11 protein-coding genes are annotated in these 12,630 nt (G+C 68.5%); 5 read left to right on the forward strand and 6 right to left on the reverse strand.

Annotation, left to right across the window (positions count from 1 at the left end):
• Positions 1-87 precede the first annotated feature (87 nt).
• Genes NV2_RS10925 through NV2_RS10940 form a run of 4 tightly spaced genes read left to right on the forward strand, consistent with a single transcriptional unit; the run spans position 88 to position 3,960 of the window.
• The gene (locus tag NV2_RS10925) at positions 88-924 is read left to right on the forward strand and encodes an SDR family NAD(P)-dependent oxidoreductase (RefSeq protein ID WP_067871480.1); all 837 of its coding nucleotides are present in this window, start codon (positions 88-90) and stop codon (positions 922-924) included.
• Positions 925-947: 23 nt separating this feature from the next.
• The gene (locus NV2_RS10930) at positions 948-1,871 is read left to right on the forward strand and encodes a reductase (RefSeq protein ID WP_067871481.1); all 924 of its coding nucleotides are present in this window, start codon (positions 948-950) and stop codon (positions 1,869-1,871) included.
• Positions 1,868-2,452 carry an NAD(P)/FAD-dependent oxidoreductase gene (locus tag NV2_RS10935; protein ID WP_067871482.1) on the forward strand — a complete coding sequence of 195 codons (585 nt, stop codon included), beginning with the start codon at positions 1,868-1,870 and terminating at the stop codon, positions 2,450-2,452. The genes NV2_RS10930 and NV2_RS10935 overlap by 4 nt, the downstream gene beginning before the upstream one ends.
• The gene (locus tag NV2_RS10940; RefSeq protein ID WP_067871483.1) at positions 2,449-3,960 is read left to right on the forward strand and encodes a flavin-containing monooxygenase; all 1,512 of its coding nucleotides are present in this window, start codon (positions 2,449-2,451) and stop codon (positions 3,958-3,960) included. Before NV2_RS10935 ends, NV2_RS10940 begins: the two co-directional genes overlap by 4 nt.
• Here NV2_RS10940 and NV2_RS10945 read toward each other — a convergent pair.
• The 3 genes from NV2_RS10945 to NV2_RS10955 are packed head-to-tail and all read right to left on the reverse strand — an operon-like array spanning position 3,933 to position 8,377.
• Positions 3,933-4,703 (reverse strand): helical backbone metal receptor, encoded by a 771-nt coding sequence (locus NV2_RS10945; protein ID WP_067871915.1) that lies wholly within the window; start codon positions 4,701-4,703, stop codon positions 3,933-3,935. The genes NV2_RS10940 and NV2_RS10945 overlap by 28 nt on opposite strands.
• A 48-nt stretch (positions 4,704-4,751) precedes the next feature.
• Complete coding sequence (locus NV2_RS10950) at positions 4,752-5,525, reverse strand: SWIM zinc finger family protein (protein ID WP_067871484.1); 774 nt, start codon at positions 5,523-5,525, stop codon at positions 4,752-4,754.
• The gene (locus NV2_RS10955) at positions 5,522-8,377 is read right to left on the reverse strand and encodes a DEAD/DEAH box helicase (protein ID WP_067871486.1); all 2,856 of its coding nucleotides are present in this window, start codon (positions 8,375-8,377) and stop codon (positions 5,522-5,524) included. Before NV2_RS10955 ends, NV2_RS10950 begins: the two co-directional genes overlap by 4 nt.
• Positions 8,378-8,826: 449 nt before the next feature.
• Between NV2_RS10955 and NV2_RS10960 the strand changes: the two genes are divergently transcribed.
• Complete coding sequence (locus NV2_RS10960) at positions 8,827-9,537, forward strand: HNH endonuclease family protein (RefSeq protein ID WP_067871917.1); 711 nt, start codon at positions 8,827-8,829, stop codon at positions 9,535-9,537.
• Between the two features lie 42 nt (positions 9,538-9,579).
• Here the strand turns inward: NV2_RS10960 and NV2_RS10965 are convergent, their stop codons facing one another.
• From NV2_RS10965 to NV2_RS10975, 3 genes are all read right to left on the reverse strand, one after another.
• Positions 9,580-10,407 (reverse strand): sulfurtransferase, encoded by an 828-nt coding sequence (locus NV2_RS10965; RefSeq protein ID WP_067871487.1) that lies wholly within the window; start codon positions 10,405-10,407, stop codon positions 9,580-9,582.
• Between the two features lie 43 nt (positions 10,408-10,450).
• Positions 10,451-11,869 carry a benzoate/H(+) symporter BenE family transporter gene (locus tag NV2_RS10970; protein WP_245662545.1) on the reverse strand — a complete coding sequence of 473 codons (1,419 nt, stop codon included), beginning with the start codon at positions 11,867-11,869 and terminating at the stop codon, positions 10,451-10,453.
• A gap of 107 nt (positions 11,870-11,976) precedes the next feature.
• Positions 11,977-12,540 carry an Lrp/AsnC family transcriptional regulator gene (locus NV2_RS10975; RefSeq protein WP_084474397.1) on the reverse strand — a complete coding sequence of 188 codons (564 nt, stop codon included), beginning with the start codon at positions 12,538-12,540 and terminating at the stop codon, positions 11,977-11,979.
• Between the last annotated feature and the right edge of the window lie 90 nt (positions 12,541-12,630).

A 12,630-nucleotide genomic window follows, 5' to 3' on the forward strand; every position in this document is an offset into this window, starting at 1 on the left:
TGGCGCTCGACACCAATTGGCCATGCTCGACAGACCGATCGGCCCTCCGCGGGCCCGGACCGGCCGGCGACGGCATCGGGAGTTCCCATGCGACTCAATCCATTCGGTACCCCACGGCGCACCGAACGTGCGGACGCGGTGGTCACTGGGGCGGGCAGCGGTATCGGCCGCGCATTCGCCCGCGAGCTGGCCGACCGTGGCGGCCGGGTGGTCTGCGCCGACATCGAAGCGGATCGGGCACACGACACCGCCACCGAGATTCTCGCCGCGGGCGGTACGGCACTGGGTGTCGACTGCGATGTCCGGGTCGCGGAGCAGGTGGTCACTCTCGCCGATACGGCGGAGGACTGGTTCGGTGGCGCCGCGGATATCGTGATCAACAACGCCGGTATCGGGCGTGGCGGCGAGCCGATCGGCCAGACGCCGCTCCGGCAATGGCACGAAGTACTCGACGTCAATCTCTGGGGCGTGATCCACGGTTGCCATGTCTTCGCGCCGCGGCTGCGCACGGCCGGTCGGGGAGCCATCGTCAATACCGCCTCGGCCGCCGCATTCGGTACCGCACCGCGGATGGGGGCCTACAACGTGAGCAAGGCCGGGGTGCTGGCCTTGTCGGAGACCCTGGCCGCCGAACTCGCCGGCACCGGCGTCACCGTCACCGCCCTCTGCCCGACCGCGGTCCGCACCGGCATCCTCGACGACGCCGCGGTCGAGGATCCGGGGGCCGCCCGGCTCGGTGCAGCGATGCTGCGCTGGACCGGCCGCTCCCCCGAATCCATCGCTCGCACCACGCTCGACGCCGTCGACCACGGCCGGCTCTACGTCGTCCCACAGGTCGAGGCGAAGTTCATCTGGCAGTCCAAACGACTGCTCCCCACCCCGTACACACAGGTCACCGGACTCCTGGAGCGAGTGCTCCGATAACGGTGTCCCGAGGAGGTCGAACAATGGCGTTCGCATATCCGGATATGCTGGCAACGATCCAGGACCGGCAGTGGGCTCTGGCCGATATCGATTGGGACGCACCGGGAGCCGAGCTCATCACCGCCGAGCAGCGGCCCCGGCTGGCGGCGTTCATGGCCGATCTGGTCTGGATCGAACATGTGGGCGCGCGCGGTTTCGCGGCACTGACCCGCAAGGCGCCGCCGGGCGCGCTGCGCGAGATCTACCGCTATTTCCATGCCGAGGAACAGAAGCATGCCAACGCCGAACTGGCGCTGATGCGCCGCTGGGGCATGCTGCCCGATGATGAAATGCCGGTACCCAACAACAATATTCGCCTGGTGATCGAATGGCTCGACCGCTACGCCGACGATCTGTCACTGCCGGTCCTCGGCACGGTGATTCCGTCCCTGGAGACCGCACTGGACGGCGCCCTGGTCCGCTTCCTGCTCGACGAAGTAGAGGATCCGATCTGCCATCAGGTCTTCCGGCACATCAACAGTGACGAATCGCGGCATCTGGCAGTCGGGTTCCAGGTGCTCGAACAGCTGGGCGCGGGCCCGGTACGGCGGCTCGCGATCGAAACCGCGGGGCTCGCACTGCGCCCCTCCTTCGCGCTGGGTGCCGTACTCTATGCGCCATTGCTGTCCCGGATGGCCGCCAATATCGTCGCCCTCGGCCTGGACGAGGACAAACTGTGGAATGCGGTGCGGCGCTACGAAACGCTCGGTGACCGCCGGCCCGCCATCCGGCGGGTACCGCTGTACCACGTCGTCCGCTACCACGCCCGCATGACGATCCACCGGGTGCAGCCGATGCAGCTGGCCACCGACGTGCTCAACGCCGGAATCGATCGCATTCCGGGCCGGCTGTTCGGTGCGCCGCCGTCGTGGTCGCGAGAACTGACCTACGAGCCGGTGGCGAAATGACGGGCGCCGCGGTGTCGCGGCCACGCGGCGACGAGGTGTTCACCGGCGATCGGATCCACTGCGAGTACTGGGACGACCGGCTCGACCTGCGGGGCCGGCGGGTGGCGATCCTCGGTGCGGCAGCGGCGGTGGCCCGGGTGCTGCCGCCGGTGGTCGCCCAGGCGGAAACGGTCACCGTCTTCCAGCACGAATCGGTGTGGGTGCTACCGCGTCTGCCGTTGCCCGCACTGTCCGCCCTGGTACCGGGTCGGTTGGCTCACTGCGCCGCACGAGTGAATCTGCGGATGCAGGTGCGGGACCGATGGATGCGGCGACAGCTGACTCCCGAAGACAGCTCCGGCATCCACCGGCACAGCAGCTACTACCGTGCCCTGCAGCAACCGCACTGCCGGCTGGTGACCTGGCCCGTCGCCACCCTGGCGCCGAAAGGTATCCGCACCGTCGACGGCATCGAACATCGGGTCGACTGCATCATCTTCGCGCACACCGGATCGAACGGAGCAGCGATGACCGACAATCACGCAGCAGGTCATCGCTGCGACCGGGTGCGGGTGTCCCGCAAGACACTGGAGCAGCGATGACCATCGACCACGAGGTGATCATCGTCGGTGCCGGATTCTCCGGCATCGGCGTCGCGATCACGCTTCGTCAGGCCGGTTTCCGGGATTTCCTCATCGTCGACGATGCCGACGGCGTGGGAGGTACCTGGCATTGGAACACCTATCCGGGTATCGCGGTGGACATACCGTCGTTCAGCTATCAGTACTCGTTCGAGCAGAGCGCGCGGTGGTCGCGGGTCTACGCGCCGGGGCATGAACTCGCGGAGTACGCCGAGCACTGCGTCGACAAGTACGGCCTGCGACCACGGATCAGGTTCTCCACCACCATCTCCGCGGCGGAATTCGACGAGCAGGCGGCGGTCTGGACATTGCACACCGGCGACGGGGAAAAGCTCACCGCACGCTATGTGATCGGTGCGACCGGCGTTCTGACTCGCCCGAAACTGCCCGACATTCCCGGCGTCGAATCGTTTTCCGGCATCACCATGCACACCTCACGCTGGGATCACGAGCAGTCGCTGCGAGGTAAGCGGGTGGCGATCGTCGGGACCGGCGCCTCGGCGGTGCAGATCGTGCCCTCCATCGCACCGGAGGTCGCCCGGCTCACGGTGTTTCAGCGCACCCCGATCTGGTGCCTGCCCCGCCCGGACAGTGCGCTGCCGTCGCCGGCACGCTGGGCGCTGCGCAATCTGCCCGGCGGGCAGGCGGTGTCCCGGCTGGCCAGCCAAGCGTTCGTGGAGCTGACCTTCCCGCTGTCGGCGCACTACTATTCGACGCTCCCGCTGGCGAAGCTGGGCGAACTCAGCGGACTGGCTCATCTGCGCCGGCAGGTCCACGATCCGGTGGTCCGGGACAAACTCACCCCGCGATACGCACTCGGCTGCAAACGCCCCGGATTCTCCAACGACTACCTGCCGACGTTCAATCGCGACAACGTGATCCTGGAAACCGATCCGATCCGCGAGATCACTCCCACGAGTGTCCGCACCGCCGAGTCCGAATATCCGGTCGACGTGCTGATTCTGGCCACCGGATTCAAGGTGATGGAATCGGGGAATATGCCGACCTTCGACATGACCGGTGTCGGTGGACGGGATCTGGAGAAGTGGTGGGACGAGAACCGGCTGCAGGCCTACGAAGGCGTGAGCGTGCCCGGATTCCCCAACTTCTTCTCCATCATCGGCCCGTACGGCTACAACGGTGCGTCGTACTTCACGCTGATCGAGATGCAGGCCCAGCACATCCTCCGGTTACTGCGGCATGCCCGGCGCCGGCGTGCCGAGCGGATCGAAGTGACCCCGGCGGCCAACGAACGTTATTTCCGCCAGATGCTCGACCGGCGCGATGGGCAGGTGTTCTGGCAGGACAGCTGTTCGGTGTCACACAGCTACTACTTCGACAAACACGGTGATGTGCCGTTGAAGCCGATGAGCACCATCGAGGCCGCTTGGCGCGCTACGCATTTCGACCTGGACGACTACACGTTCGAGCGTTCCGGTGCTCAGCTGTCGCGCGCTGCGTCCAGTTGAGCGGTCAGCCGGGTACGGGCCTCGACCAGTGACGGCCCATACCAGGTGAGATCGCGTCCGCTCACCAGCGCGACGGGAATACCGGAAAATACTTCCGGTCCGTCGGTAGCGGTGAAGACGTAGGGCTCGTCCGGTAGTACTGCCAGTCGAATACCTTGCCGGAGTTCGGATTCGGTGACGGTGGGATACCGGTCGGCTCGGTCGGTGTGTACCAGGTTCAGGCCGAGCCGGGCCGCCAGGTCGGCGGTGAAGGTATCGCGACCGACCACCATCCACGGGTTCCGCCAGATCGGGATCACCGCGTCGACCGCCGGCGGGGGCGGTGCCGACCAGATCTCGCGGGCCTGCTCGAGCCATGGTGGGACGGTACCCGCGAGCGCGGTCACGAACAGCCGGGACATCGAGGTGAATGCCTCGTCGACGGTGCGGATCCGGGTCACCCACACCGGAATTCCGGCCGCGCGCAGCCGGTCCACATCCAGCCGGCGATTTTCCTCCTGATTGCAGATCACCAGGTCCGGGGTCAGTTCCGCGATACGCCGCAGGTTCGGATTCTTGGTGCCGCGCACTCGTTCCACCGGCAGCTCGGCGGGGTGTGTACACCAGTCGGTCGCGGCGACGAGCAGTTCCGGGCGCGATATCGCCACGGCCTCGGTCAGCGACGGCACCAGCGACACCACTCGGCGTACCGGCCGCCGCAGCCCTACCGCGGCGCCCAGATCATCCACCGGGTCCTCGTGCACCAGCACAGCATAGGGCCTGCCCGATGCGATGGTTGCGGGAGCGAGCGTTCAATCCGAGGTCTTCAGAGCCCGGTAGAGGGCACCCAGTTCGCGCATACCCGCCTCGGCCATCGGCTCGTCCTCGCTGGTCATCCGTAGTGCCTGGCGCAGCGGCACGGAATCGAGATCCTCGACCGCTGCCCGGAACTGCGGATCCGGCAGGGCGGGCAGGGTGACGTTCTCGCCGTAGAGGTCGTCGGACACCGTGGGTCCGTCGTCCCGCTGTACGCCGCGGATCAAGGTATCCAGGTCGAGACCGCGCAAGGTCAGCATCACCGCCGGTGTTTCGTCCAATCGTTCGGCGAAGATGTAGCACAGCGCGGCCACATGTTTACACGGCCACCCGTCGTCCGGGCAGGTGCAGGAGAAATCGAGTTCGGCCGCCGTGGTCGGAAGCAACAACGGGCCCAGCTCCTGGGGTAGTGAACCGGAGGCCAGTTGGGCGAGCATGCCCGGCGTGTCGCGCACCTGCTCGACCAGTTCGTCGAGGCGCTCGTCCCGCAGCACCCGCAGCGTCAGGACCGAGGTGAACGGGCGCGGCTGGCTGCCCTGCACCTCGGCCGCTACCGCCCCCGGCTCGATGTGGTAGTTGACCACCTGCCCCGAACGGGCGTAAGTCCGCCCGCGGGTGAGCCGGCCGGCGTCGGCAACCTCCTCGATCGCCTCCAGGAACGCGCGACCCCACCAGGTGCGCGCGAAACCGCCGCGCCGGCTGCGCGATTGCACGCCACCCCGCACCGGTCGGCGCTTACCGTAGGCACTGAAATCTGGGGCGGGGCTCATTCGCCGACCGCCTCCGCACCCAGTGAGAACAGGTCGCGCAGTTCGTCGGTGCTCATTTCGGTGATCCAGTTCTCACCGGCGCCGACGGTCAGATTCGCCAATTCCTGTTTGCCGGTGAGCATATCGTCGATGCGCTCCTCGATCGTGTCCACGCATACCAGCTTGCGCACCTGCACATCGCGGCGCTGGCCGATCCGGAAGGCTCGGTCGGTGGCCTGGTTCTCCACCGCGGGATTCCACCACCGGTCCAGGTGCACAACATGATTGGCGGCGGTGAGATTCAGACCGGTACCACCTGCCTTGAGCGACAACACCATGATGGGTGGTCCGTCGGACTCGGCGAACCGCTCCACCATGCCGTCGCGGCGCTTCTTCGGCACACCGCCGTGCAGGAAGGGAATGGCGGTACCGAAACGTTCGGTCAGATACGGCGTGATCAGATCACCGAATTCGCGGAACTGGGTGAACAGCAGTGCGCGCTCCCCCTCGGCCAGTACCGATTCCAGCACGTCCTCCACCAGTGCGAGTTTCCCGGAGCGATGGCGGCCGCGCCGCACCAGCGCCGACCCGTCGCCGAGATAGTGCGCGGGATGGTTGCAGACCTGTTTGAGCCTGGTCAGCGCAGCCAGAACGGCACCACGGCGGGCCATGTTCACCGCCTTGGACCCGGTATCGCGTGCGGCCTTCAACTGGGTGAGCATCTCGTCCACGATCGCCTGATACAGCGCGGCCTGCTCGGCGGTGAGATTGGCGCGCACGGTCATCTCGAACTTCTCCGGCAGATCGGAGATGACCGACGGATCGGTCTTCACCCGGCGCAGGACGAACGGCGCGGTCACCGCGCGCAGCCGCGACACCGCATTCGGGTCGTTCTCACGCTCGATGGGCACGGCGAAGCGCGCGTGGAATTCCGAGGGCTTGCCCAGAATGTTCGGCGCCGCGAAATCGAGAATCGACCGCAGCTCCTCCAGCCGGTTCTCCACCGGCGTCCCGGTGAGTGCCAACCGGTGCCGAGCCGGGATCGCGCGCGCGGCACGCGATTGCCGGGTGGCGGCATTCTTGATGTGCTGGGCCTCGTCGAGCACCACACGCTCCCACGGTTGCCGCTTCAGTTCTTCCACATCGCGTGCCAGCAGCGCGTAGGTGGTGAGTACCAGGTCCGAATCCGCTACGGCCGCATCGAGTTCCGCACCGGATCGGCGGCCGGGGCCGTGGTGCACCAGTACTCGCAGGCCGGGAGCGAAGCGCTCGGTTTCCCGCTGCCAGTTGCCGACCACCGACATCGGGCACACCAGCAGGGTCGGCCCTGGTACGGAACTCGTTGCTGCGCTTTCACTCTCGTGTATCAGCAGCGCGAGTACCTGGACGGTTTTGCCGAGCCCCATATCGTCGGCGAGCACGGCACCGCAGCCGAGCCGGTTCATGGTCGCCAACCAGGACAGACCGCGCAGCTGGTAGGGCCGCAGCTGCGCCTTCAAGCCCGCGGGGGGTTCCACGTCGTCGCCGTTGTGCACACTGTCGAACAGCTCACGCACCCATCCGGTGGCGGTGACCTCCGCGATCGGGACCTGTCGGACCTGGGTGGCCGCGATATCACCGAGCAACCGGGTCAGACTCCCGGACCGTTCGTCGGTCCGGCCCTCCAGGTAGGCGGCCGCGGCGGCCAGGGCGCGCTGATCGGCCTGGACCCACTGGCCCCGCAGCCGGACCAGATCCGATTTCGACTCGATGAGCCGGCTCATCTCGGCGGGGGTCAGGACGGTGTCACCGAGCGCCAGCTCCCAGCGATAGGACACCAGCCCGCTGAGGCCGACGGCCGATTCGGTCGCGGCCGGGGACTGGACCTGCAACCGCATGCTCGGCGAGACGATGCGCCACGCCCGCGGCAGCATGACGTGTACACCGGCGGAGCGTAGTTCGTTCACGCCGTGGGCCACCAGCTCCTGCACGACCGGGGTCGGCAGCAGGAAATCCATTCCGTAGGGGTCGCGCGGAACCTGTTGCAACCGGGGGTAGGCCTGCACCGCCGCGGCGACCTTCTCACCTGCCGACCGCAGTAACGCGGGATCACCTTGCATCGGAACAGGCTGCGGTGCTTCCCCTTCCGAACGCAGGCACACCTCGAGCCGCCACAGCGCCTCGACCGCGCGCGGATCGTCGTCGGGGTCGTCGTCGGATTCGAGCAGCCGCAGCACCAGCTCGGGTTCGTCGGCGGTGAGACTGTCGCGCCAGCGCTGCAGTACCGCTGCCACCTGATGAGAACCGGAGTCCAACGGAACGTCGGCGACCAGGGCCGCGAGCAGTGGATGCGCTGGCTCCCGCACCCGTAACTCGGATCGGGCCAGTGGATCGGTGAGCTCCGCGACCAGGTCGCCGAGGATTTCCGCAGCCGATCGGGCATCCGGTATGCGTAGCGCCGGTGGCATGGCCGCGGCCAGTTCGGCCCGCCAGGCGCGTTGCCGGCGCCCTCCGACCAGCCCCCAGCGCACCCACCATTCGCCGTCGGCTCGATGCAGTTCGGGCACGATCCGGCCGGCCCGCACCCAGCGCCGCAGCCCGCGCACGGCGTGACCGAGATAGCGCAGGTCGGCCGCGACGACCGATTCGGGCAACGGCTGAGTGAGCACCCGAGCCGCGACCGCGGGCGCGAGCGCATGGGCACGCACCTCGGCGACCTCGGGCCCTTCCGGGCCGGCCACCAGTACCCGGGCCCGATGGCGGAATCGCGCGGACCGCGCGATCTCACCGAGCGGATCCGGCAGTGCCGCGTACTCGGTGGCGGTGGGCTGCTCGATACCGGGCGGGCGCCACAGCACCAACCCCGATCCGGGCGACCACGAACCGTGCAGCATGTCCCCATCCAATCAGCCGGGCCCGACAGGTAGCGGTGGGGACCCGGTCGGCCGCGGCCCGCGGCCGACCGGGTCACCTGGGCAGGCGCGGCTCCGGATGCCCGCATCGGCTGCTCCGTCCCCGTCCCGGACGCCCGGCCCACCCCGGCCGGGACCGGGCGAATCGGCACTTTCGAGTAAACGCACCCCGTCCGGCGTCCCGGCGCCGGAAACGGTCGGCAGCGGCGAGTAGAGCTGTGCGCATGAGGCGGGGACGGCAGCAGGAAGTGACGGTCGCGGTCGGCACATCGGCGCAACCGGTTCGGGCCACAGCGATCACCGTCTCGAGCCGATGCGACGACCCGGTACACAGCGACTGCGCGGCCGATGAGCTACGAGCGCCGAAACTGTTCGGCGCGACGGACCGAGACGGTTTCGAGGGCAGGACCGGCGGGCGGATACCGGGCTCGATGCTGCGGTGGGCGGGCCGCCCTGCGGTGATCACCGTGGCGGTAGCGGCGGTACTGCTGCTGGTGACAGGGTGCGCGGTGTTCACCGGGCCGTCCCCCGCACCGGGCAGTCCCACCCGCGCCCAGCTCGAACAGTTACTGCGGGTGGTGCGCGTGATACCGAAGCGGCCTCGCCCCGGCGGCTACGACCGCGACTGCGGCGCCGGGCACCGCTGTGTCTTCGGCCCGGCATGGTCGGACGATCAGGACGCGCCCGGTGGGCACGACGGGTGCGATTCGCGTGACAACGTCCTGGCCCGGCAGTTGCGCGGGATCCGGTTCCGGCCGGGGACCGACAACTGCGTGGTAGTGGCGGGCACACTGCGCGATCCCTATACCGGCCGCTCGATCACCTTCGAGAAGTCACGCGCGCGGGAGGTGCAGATCGATCATGTCTATCCGCTGGCGGCGGCCTGGGATATGGGCGCCGCGGGCTGGTCGCGGGACATGCGCACCCGCTTCGCCAACGATGTCGTGTTCAACCTGCTGGCGGTCGACGGCCCCACCAACATGGACAAGAGCGACCGCACTCCCTCGCACTGGCTACCGCCCGCCCGCGCCTACCGCTGCTTCTACGCCGGAAAGTACCTCACGGCGGCCGCCGAATACCGGCTTCCGATCACTGCCGCGGACCAGGCTGTACTCGCTCGCGTCGCCCGCGGATGCCCTTGACTCGGTTGTGCCGCCGGCTGCTTGTGTTCGGTCCGTTCCGGGTCAGTCGAGAGCGGTCGCGACCGGGCGCTCGGGATCGCTCGACCATTGTGACCAGGACCCCGGGTACAGCGCCGCCGACCGGCCCGCCACCGACAGTGCGGCGATCTGATGTGCGGCGGTGACACCGGAACCGCAGTACACCGCGACCGGCCCCTGCCCCAGGCCGGAGAACCGTTCCCGCAGCTGCTCCGCGGTTTTGAAAGTACCTTCCGCCGTGAGGTTTTCGGAGGTGGGGACACTCACCGCGCCGGGGATGTGCCCGGCACGGGGATCGACGGGTTCCACCAGACCGCGGTAGCGCTCGTCCGCGCGAGCGTCCAGCAGCGCCCCCTGCCAGGCGGCCACATCATCGGCTTGCACCACCGGCATATTGCCCGCGGTGCACACCACGTCCCCCGGAGACGGATCGGGCTCACTGCCGGTGACCAGCTCACCACCGCTGCGCAGCCAGGCGGGAAGGCCGCCGTCGAGAATGCGCACCTCGGTCAGGCCCGCCCAGCGCAACAGCCACCAGGCCCGGGCCGCGGCGAGTGCGCCGGTCGCGTCGTAGACCACGATCGGACGGCCCGCCCGCACGCCCCAGCTGCGCGCGCACTTCTGCAGATGCGCGGCGGACGGCAGTGGATGGCGGCCGTGCAACGGGGAAGGCGGTGCGGCCAGTTCGGTCTCCAGATCGACGAAGATCGCTCCGGGAATGTGCCCCTCGAGGTAATGCTCCGGGCCGTCGGGATCACCCAGGGCCCACCGCACATCCAGGAGATGGATATCGCACTCGGTGCCCGAGAGCAGTGTGCGAAGTTCCTCGGGCGAGACAAGTACCGAGCTCATTCGGCTCCTCCACCGCAGCTCTACTCAGTGACGCGAACACTGCTCAGCGTACGACATCCCGTCCACGCGTCGTCAGCACCCAGCGCACCAGCAGCCCGGCCGCCACTGCCCAGAACGCCGCACCGATTCCGAAGGCGACGATGCCGGATGCCGCCACCAGGAACGTCACCACGGCCGCGGTACGGTTGCCGCCCTCGTCGAGCATCGCGGCGAGCGCACCGGCGAGGGTGGCGAGCAGCGCCAGCCCGGCCACTGTTTCCAAGACCCCTTCGGGCGCGACGGCGGCGATCGCGACGAAGGCGGCGGCAGCGGGCGCGAGGACCAGATAGCAACCCCCGGCCGCCATCGTCGCCACCCAGCGGCGCCGGGGATCGGGGTGCGCGGACGGTGCCGCCGCCAGCGCCGCGCTGATCGCGGCCAGATTGATCGCGTGTCCGCCCGCGGGAGCACCGAGGATCGTTCCGATTCCCGTGGTGGTCATCGAGGCACGCCACGGGACGTGATATCCGAACGACTTCATGATCGCGGATCCCGGCACGTTCTGCGCGGCCATCGTGACCACGTACAACGGCACCGCGATACCGATCATTGCTTGCCAACTCCACTGCGGCACAGTGATTTCCACTCGCGGAATCAAGTCCGCCGCGGCAACGCCACGATGTCCGGCGAGCAGTGCGACCGCTACCCCGGCACCCGCGGTGAGGAAGGCGCCCGGTACCGCCCACTTCGGTGCGAATCGGTGCAATACCAACCACACCACGATGATCGGGGCGACGACGACCGCACTGGAGGTCGTCAATGCATGTAGCGGCGCCAGGCACAGCGGCAGCAGCACACCCGCCAGCATCGCCTGCGCGATCTCCACCGGAATCGCGGTGATCAACCGCCCCAGCCACGACCAGTAACCGGTGAGCACGATCAATACGCCGGTGACCACGAAGGCGCCGACCGCGGCAGGCCAACCGCCACTCACCGCCCCGGTGCCGGCCAGCAGCGCGGCACCGGGCGTGGACCAGGCCAGCGTGATCGGCATGCGATAGCGCCGGCTGAGCACCCACATCCCCAATGATTGAGTGACGCAGACCGACAGCAAGCCCGAGGCGGCCTGCGCCGGAGTGGCACCCACCGCCGTGAGCCCGGCCAGGACCACAGCGAACGAGCTGGTGAGGCCCACCAACGCGGCGACGATTCCCGCGCCCACCGCCTGCCCGGGGCCGCCCCGCGCCGGCGATTCCCGGCGGGCCCCGGCGTCGGAATCGATCGGCAGGACCGCCGCACCCCCTGATCGGATCGCCGCGCCTCGCCCCTCCGAGGTGGACGGCCGCGGATTCACCATCACGTCGGGCGCCGCAGCCGGTTCGGCCGAGGTCCCGTCCTCCGGTTCGCCGCCGTCCTTCGACTCCGGTCGAGCCGGTATTCCGGTGGTCGGCGGCGGCGATTCGGGGTCGGCGGTAGCAGTCACCGGCCCATACTGACCGACAACTGGACTTCGAGTCAGCGTCCAATACACCGAAACTGGACTGACTTCCGCCCGGACGCGGGCCGGGTCGGCGGCGGCCGGGCGCCTGTTCAGTCCGGAGGAGCGCTGCTCCGGTTGCCGGCAGTTCGGTCCGGGCGCCGTTCCACCTCGCCGGGCGCGCGCTCCGCTCCCGCCAACCGCCGCAACAGGGGGGCGGTGCGCGGTTCGACCAACTGCTGCATCACCAACGACATATTGGTGCGCTGCACACCGACGATCTTCAGAATCGCCCCGGCGACCCGGTACAGGTCATCGGGGTCGCGGGCGACGACGCGCACGGTCAGATCCACCGGCCCGGCCGTGCCGCACACCTCGGTAACCTCGGGGATTTCGGCAAGTTCGGTGATCACCGCGTCGAGTCGGTGCTGATCGACCACCACCGCGACGAACGCCGCCAACCGGTAACCGAGTGCCCGCGGATCGACTCGACGCTCGAATCCCGACAGCACACCGGCGGCCTCCCAGCGCGCCAATCGGGCCTGCACGGTATTGCGAGACAAACCCAGCCGGGTAGCCAGCTCCACCCCGGTGGCCCGAGGGGTGGCTGCCAGTTCCAGCAGCAGCCGGGCATCGGTGGCGTCGACGATGGCCGGAGTGGGGTCAGCACTGGTCATGTAACGCAGTATGACAGCCGGAACCCGGCGATTGTGGAGCATTCTGCACAGTTCGCATGTCGGCGCTTGCGCATCCCGCTCAATCGTGGA

The organism is Nocardia vermiculata NBRC 100427 (assembly GCF_001613265.1).
Classification (GTDB): domain Bacteria; phylum Actinomycetota; class Actinomycetes; order Mycobacteriales; family Mycobacteriaceae; genus Nocardia; species Nocardia vermiculata.

What these genes read in the sequence shown, in the direction of transcription:
- NV2_RS10930 (WP_067871481.1), top strand. Translation starts at nt 948, where the DNA reads ATGGCGTTCGCATATCCGGATATGCTGGCAACGATCCAGGACCGGCAG.
- NV2_RS10955 (WP_067871486.1), bottom strand. Translation starts at nt 8,377, where the DNA reads ATGCTGCACGGTTCGTGGTCGCCCGGATCGGGGTTGGTGCTGTGGCGC.
- NV2_RS10935 (WP_067871482.1), top strand. Translation starts at nt 1,868, where the DNA reads ATGACGGGCGCCGCGGTGTCGCGGCCACGCGGCGACGAGGTGTTCACC.
- NV2_RS10940 (WP_067871483.1), top strand. Translation starts at nt 2,449, where the DNA reads ATGACCATCGACCACGAGGTGATCATCGTCGGTGCCGGATTCTCCGGC.
- NV2_RS10950 (WP_067871484.1), bottom strand. Translation starts at nt 5,525, where the DNA reads ATGAGCCCCGCCCCAGATTTCAGTGCCTACGGTAAGCGCCGACCGGTG.
- NV2_RS10975 (WP_084474397.1), bottom strand. Translation starts at nt 12,540, where the DNA reads ATGACCAGTGCTGACCCCACTCCGGCCATCGTCGACGCCACCGATGCC.
- NV2_RS10925 (WP_067871480.1), top strand. Translation starts at nt 88, where the DNA reads ATGCGACTCAATCCATTCGGTACCCCACGGCGCACCGAACGTGCGGAC.
- NV2_RS10965 (WP_067871487.1), bottom strand. Translation starts at nt 10,407, where the DNA reads ATGAGCTCGGTACTTGTCTCGCCCGAGGAACTTCGCACACTGCTCTCG.
- NV2_RS10960 (WP_067871917.1), top strand. Translation starts at nt 8,827, where the DNA reads ATGCTGCGGTGGGCGGGCCGCCCTGCGGTGATCACCGTGGCGGTAGCG.